At 63.3% G+C, this 5,435-nt stretch carries 6 protein-coding genes; all 6 read right to left on the reverse strand.

Annotated features, from left to right (window positions below; translation table 11 throughout):
• Window positions 1-588: 588 nt before the first annotated feature.
• On the reverse strand, window positions 589-1,611 hold the full coding sequence (locus tag QOC89_RS22500) for an XdhC family protein (RefSeq protein ID WP_323047034.1): 1,023 nt from the start codon (window positions 1,609-1,611) through the stop codon (window positions 589-591).
• Window positions 1,584-2,180, reverse strand: coding sequence for a carbon monoxide dehydrogenase subunit G (locus tag QOC89_RS22505; RefSeq protein WP_323047035.1), 597 nt, complete (start codon window positions 2,178-2,180; stop codon window positions 1,584-1,586). The genes QOC89_RS22500 and QOC89_RS22505 overlap by 28 nt, the downstream gene beginning before the upstream one ends.
• On the reverse strand, window positions 2,171-3,439 hold the full coding sequence (locus tag QOC89_RS22510) for a VWA domain-containing protein (RefSeq protein ID WP_323047036.1): 1,269 nt from the start codon (window positions 3,437-3,439) through the stop codon (window positions 2,171-2,173). Before QOC89_RS22510 ends, QOC89_RS22505 begins: the two co-directional genes overlap by 10 nt.
• Window positions 3,436-4,323 (reverse strand): MoxR family ATPase, encoded by an 888-nt coding sequence (locus QOC89_RS22515; protein ID WP_323047037.1) that lies wholly within the window; start codon window positions 4,321-4,323, stop codon window positions 3,436-3,438. The genes QOC89_RS22510 and QOC89_RS22515 overlap by 4 nt, the downstream gene beginning before the upstream one ends.
• A 108-nt stretch (window positions 4,324-4,431) precedes the next feature.
• Window positions 4,432-5,229, reverse strand: coding sequence for a xanthine dehydrogenase family protein subunit M (locus QOC89_RS22520; RefSeq protein WP_323047038.1), 798 nt, complete (start codon window positions 5,227-5,229; stop codon window positions 4,432-4,434).
• Window positions 5,230-5,251: 22 nt separating this feature from the next.
• Window positions 5,252-5,435, reverse strand: a 184-nt coding sequence (locus QOC89_RS22525) for a hypothetical protein (protein ID WP_323047039.1), incomplete at its 5' end; no start/stop codon positions are given.

Raw genomic sequence — 5,435 nt, forward strand, 5'->3', positions numbered from 1 at the left:
ATAATGGACAGAATTGCCCGAATTGCCCGAATTGCCCGAATTGCCCGAATTGCCCGAATTGCCCGAATTGCCCGAATTGCCCGAATTGCCCGAATTGCCCGAATTGCCCGAATTACGTGAATTGCTCGAATGACCCGAATAAATCGACTAAGTTTATATGCTCGAATGGAGCTCGAATGGAGCTTGAATGGAGCTCGAATGGAGCGGGGAGCGAAACGCAGCAATTGGGTTTGAGAAATGCGCTTCGGGGCGCGCAGCGTCGCCGGAAGAATGACGCCTTTGTCACTTAGGCCGAATGTGCGAGGGCACAGATTCCAGATGCACCACTACCGTCACTGTGCGTGGGACTCGCTTAAGAACTAGCGGTGTGAGCCGCTTTCTTTTGCCTACTTTTTTTTGCGGCAGGCAAAGAAAAGTAGGTGCTTGCCCCGCACAGGGGCGACGCTAATAGACCAATAAGAAAACAAGGAAAGGCCCACACCATAAAAGCACAGACAAGAAGCGCCGCGTAGGCAAACAAAATCAAGCAAACCCCAACGCCGCAGGCAAAAAACAGACAACAAGCGCCGCGCAGGCAAAAAAACAAAATCAAACACTACAAGCCGCATCTCCAGAAGCCAAAATCTCCCGCGCGGCCTTAGCGCCTTCAACCTGTAATAGAGTCGGCAACGAAACCCCATTCTTAGCCGCCGTCACCTCGGCAAGAATCGAAACCGCAATTTCAGGCGGCGTCCGGCTGCCAATATAAATCCCAACCGGCCCGTGCAACCGGGCCAACTCCGCATCGTTCAGATCGAACTCCTTCAACCGCTCGCGCCGGGCCTGATTATTCCTTCTCGATCCCAAAGCACCCACATAAAAAGCCGGCGTCTTCAATGCCTCCATCAATGCAAGATCATCCAGCTTGGGATCATGCGTCAGCGCAATCACCGCGCACCGCTCGTCGAGCTTCATCTCGATCACCGTGTCGTCGGGCATCGTCCGCACGATCTTCGTGCCGGGAATGTCCCACTCCTCGGTGTACTCCTCGCGTGGATCGCACACCGTAACCTGATAATCGAGCCCGACCGCGATCTGACACAGGTAGCGCGACAACTGCCCCGCGCCAATCACCAGCATCCGGTAGCGCGGGCCGTGAATCGTCAGCAGACGTTCACCGTCGAAATGCACGCCGTCTGTCGCCCGTGCGGCATCAAGCCGCACCGCGCCCGTCATCATGTCGACTTCGCGTGCCACCAGACGGCCGTCCTCCACCGCATTGCACAGATCGCCAATGCCGCTCTGCGGTGTCAAAGGTTCAAGCACGAGCTGGATCGTGCCGCCGCAAGGCAAGCCGAAACGATGCGCTTCTTCCGCTGAAATGCCGTACTTCACCGCCTCCGGGCGAGTCTGTTCGATCCCCCTTTGGCGTACGCGATCGATCAGGTCGTCTTCAATGCAGCCACCCGATACCGAACCCACCACAAGCCCATCGTCACGCACCGCGAGCATCGCGCCCTCGGGACGCGGCGACGAGCCCCACGTCTTCACCACCGTCACCAGTAGCGCGCGATGTCCCTCTTCCAGCCAACGTGCGCTGGATTTCAGGACTTCGAGATCCACGCTGTCCATGATTTCTTCCTCTTCGTTCCGTCACCGCCGGACTCAGTGTCCGCAGCCTCATTCAATCCTGTATTCTGCCCTGCTGCTTCGGCGGCTGCAGAGTCACCGCCATCCGGGGCCGTGGCGCCGTCAGCGGCGCCGCCGACCTGCGCGCCGAAGCGCTTGAAAAATTCGCCCGCGATCTTGCGCGCCGCGCCGTCGACGAGCCGCGATCCAATCTGTGCGAGCTTGCCGCCCACCTGTGCGGTCGCGGTGTATGTGAGCGTCGTGGCGGCCTCGCCCTCGGCTGCGAGCGTGACGCGCGCATTGCCCTTGCCGAAGCCCGCCGCGCCACCCTGACCCTCGAAAACAATCGTGTAAGTGTTCGGCGCCTCGATGTCGGTCAGCAGCATACGCCCTTTGAAGCGCGCCTTCACTGGACCGACCGATGCGCTCATCACCACCGCGTACGCATTCTCGCCATCCGGGTCGATGCTCTCGCAACCGGGAATGCAGGCGCGCAGGATTCCGGTGTCGTTCAGCGCATCCCACGCGCGCTGCTGCGAAACCGGCAGCGTATGGGTTTCACTCAATTCCATGGTATTGCTCCTGCGGTGGTCCTGGCGGGTACGGTGAGACGAGGCGCGCGTGTGAGTTGCGCGAGATCGCGGCCGAACGCTGTCAGACTGTCCAGGTTATGAACGGGACGATGCGCGTCGACATACGGCAGGATTGCCTGCACGCCGCGCGCCTTAGGCGAAAAGCCGCTGAAACGCAGCAGCGGATTGAGCCACACGATCCGGTAGGCGAAGCGGCGCAGCCGCGCCATTTCGGTGTCGAGCATGTCGATCGCTTCATGATCGAGGCCATCGGTGACGAGTAGCACCGTCGCTCTGCCGGTCAGCACGCGGCGTGCCCAACGTCGGTTGAATTCGGCGAGTGCCGCACCGATTCGTGTGCCACCCGACCAATCGACGACCTGATCGGTAAGCGCCGCAATGGCCACGTCGGGATCGCGCTCGCGCAGCGCCCGCGTTGCATTGGTGAGGCGCGTGCCGAACAGAAATACCTGCAGGCGCTCACGCGATTGCAGCAGCGCGTGGCAGAAGTACAGCACCGCCCGCGAATAGCTGCTCATCGAGCCGGATATATCGAGCAGCAAGACCAGCGGCGGTTTGCGTTCCACCGCCGCGCGATACTTCCACACCGTCCAGTCGCCGCCCGCGCGCACCGCTTGCCGCGCGCTCGCGCGCAAATCCGCATGCGTGCCGTGCGAGGCCGCCTTCAGGCGGCGCGTCGGTTCGGTGGCAAGCGGCAAACGTTGCCCGCGGATCAGATGCCGCAACGTGCGCCATTCGTCAGCGGAAAGTGTTTCGAAATCGCGATGACGCAGCCGCTCTTCAGCACTGAAAGTGACGTGCGCGTGCAGCTCGTGTTGTTCGGTTTGCTGCGGCGCTTTGCGGTGCGGCGAGGGCGGCGTGCGCATGGCAAGCGCGTCGGCGAGACGGTTGTTGCGTTTGGGGGGCGGCAGCCCATCGCGGACTTTCGGCAGCAGCAGCGCGCGCAGCTTGCCTTCCCAATCCGGGTCGCGCCAGAACAGGTCGAAGGCGGCGTTGAAGAGCTCGCGTTCGTCCGGCGCGCAGACCAGCAGCGTGGCGAGCGCGGCGCGTACATCGTCGCGCCGGCCGAGGTCGATCCAGTGCAACGCGGCGAGTGCGTCGACGGCTTGCGCCGGCGACATCGGCAAGCCCGCGCCGCGCAGCACGCGCACAAAATGCACGACGTTGCGGGCCAAGGTCGGCGTGTCGACCGGCGCGTCCGGCGCGTCGACGGAGGGGGGCGTCGAGCGTGCGCTCATCCCGGCGCCGCGAGACATTGCGCGATCTGCTCGGCATCGATGCGCGCCAGATCGTCCTGATACTTGAGCAGCACACCCAAGGTGTTCTGCACTGATTGCGGATCGAGTTCCGTCACCGACAGCGCTTCCAACGCGCGGCACCAGTCGATCGTTTCGGCGATGCCTGGCGCCTTGAACAGATCCATGCCGCGCAGCCGATGCACGAAATCGACCGCGCGCCGCTGCAACTCCGCCGAAGTCCGCGGCGCGCGCGCGGCGACGATTTCCAGTTCACGATCGCGCTCGGGATAGCCGATCCATTGATACAGGCAACGGCGTTTCAACGCGTCGTGTACTTCGCGGGTCCGGTTCGACGTCATCACGACCAGCGGCGGCTGCGCCGCGCGCACCGTGCCGTACTCGGGAATCGATACCTGAAAGTCCGAAAGCAACTCGAGCAGGAACGCTTCGAACGGTTCGTCGGCGCGGTCGATCTCGTCGATCAGCAATACGCGCCGCGCGCCCGGATGATTTTCGTCGGGCATCAGTGCTTGCAGCAGCGGACGTTTCAGCAGGAATTCGCTGCGATACAGCGTGTCGTTGCCGGGCCGCTCGCCGGCGGCCTCGGCCAGACGCAGCGCCATGATCTGGCGCGGGTAATCCCATTCGTAAAGCGCGCTGGCGGTGTCGAGTCCCTCGTAGCATTGCAGTCGCAGCATCGAGGTTCCGAGCATTCCCGCCGCGGCTTTGGCGAGTTCGGTCTTGCCGACGCCCGGCTCGCCTTCGACGAACAACGGCCGCTCCATCCGCAGTGCGAGATACAACGCGGTGGCGAGCTCGCGGCTGGCAAAGTAGCTTTGGGCGGCGAGCTGAGCGAGCGTGTCGTCGATTGAAGCGGGCTGCATGGTGCTCCTGAATCTGCACGGTGGAGAGCAAAGCGGCACGGCCGCGAAACGTTGCAGCCGTGCCGCGCCAACGCGCGTCACCACGTCAGCCGCAAACCACAAGAATCGCTAACCGTTCGCCTTCGTCACCGCGCGCGCGGCCAGCACCGGAATCAAATGAGCACGATATTCGGCGCTTGCGTGCATGTCGGTGTTCAGCTCGGCGTCGGACACGGTCACGGCTCGCGCGGCGTCGGGCGTGAAATTCGCCGATAGCGCGCGTTCCAGTTCCGGCACGCGAAAGACCGCCGACGCCGCGCCGGTCACCGCGACGCGCACGCCACTCGCGAACTTCGCGACGAACACGCCGACCAACGCAAAGTGCGAAGCCGGGTTGCGGAATTTCTCATAGGCCGCGCGCTCGGGTACCGGAAACTCCACGGCGACGATCAGCTCGTCGGGTGCTAGCGCGGTCTCATACATGCCGACGAAGAAATCGCTCGATGCAATCCGTCTCCTGTCCGTGACGATCGTCGCGTCCAAGGCCATGGCCGCGGCCGGGTAACAGGCGGCCGGATCGTTGTTCGCGAGCGAGCCGCCGATGGTGCCAAGCGCGCGCACCTGGCGATCGCCAATGTGCGCGGCCAGATCCGCGAGCGCCGGCAACACGCGCCGAAGCTCCGCGTGATCCGCGACGTCCGCGTGGCAAACGGCGGCGCCGATCGTCACCGTCTTTGCCTCGACGGTGATCGCTTTCAGCGCGGGAATGCGCGTCACGTCGATGAGTTGCGAGGGTTGCGCGAGACGCAGACGCATGGTCGGCAACAGGCTTTGCCCGCCGGCCAGAAACTTCGCGTCGCTGTCGGCGATGAGGGCTGCGGCGGCCGCTTTCGGATCCGTCGCGCGTTGATACTCGAATGAATACATGTCGAATGCTCCGCTCATGATCTCAGTGGGGTTGCTTGGCGCTTGAATTGGCCGCGTGAATCGCCGACCACACGCGATGCGGCGTCGCCGGCTTTTGCAGGTCGGTCACACCGAGCGGCGCGAGCGCGTCGAGGATCGCGTTGATGACCGCCGGTGGCGAGCCGATCGCGCCTGCCTCGCCGCAACCTTTCACACCGAGCGGATTG

Source organism: Paraburkholderia sp. (assembly GCF_034668105.1).
Lineage (GTDB): Bacteria > Pseudomonadota > Gammaproteobacteria > Burkholderiales > Burkholderiaceae > Paraburkholderia.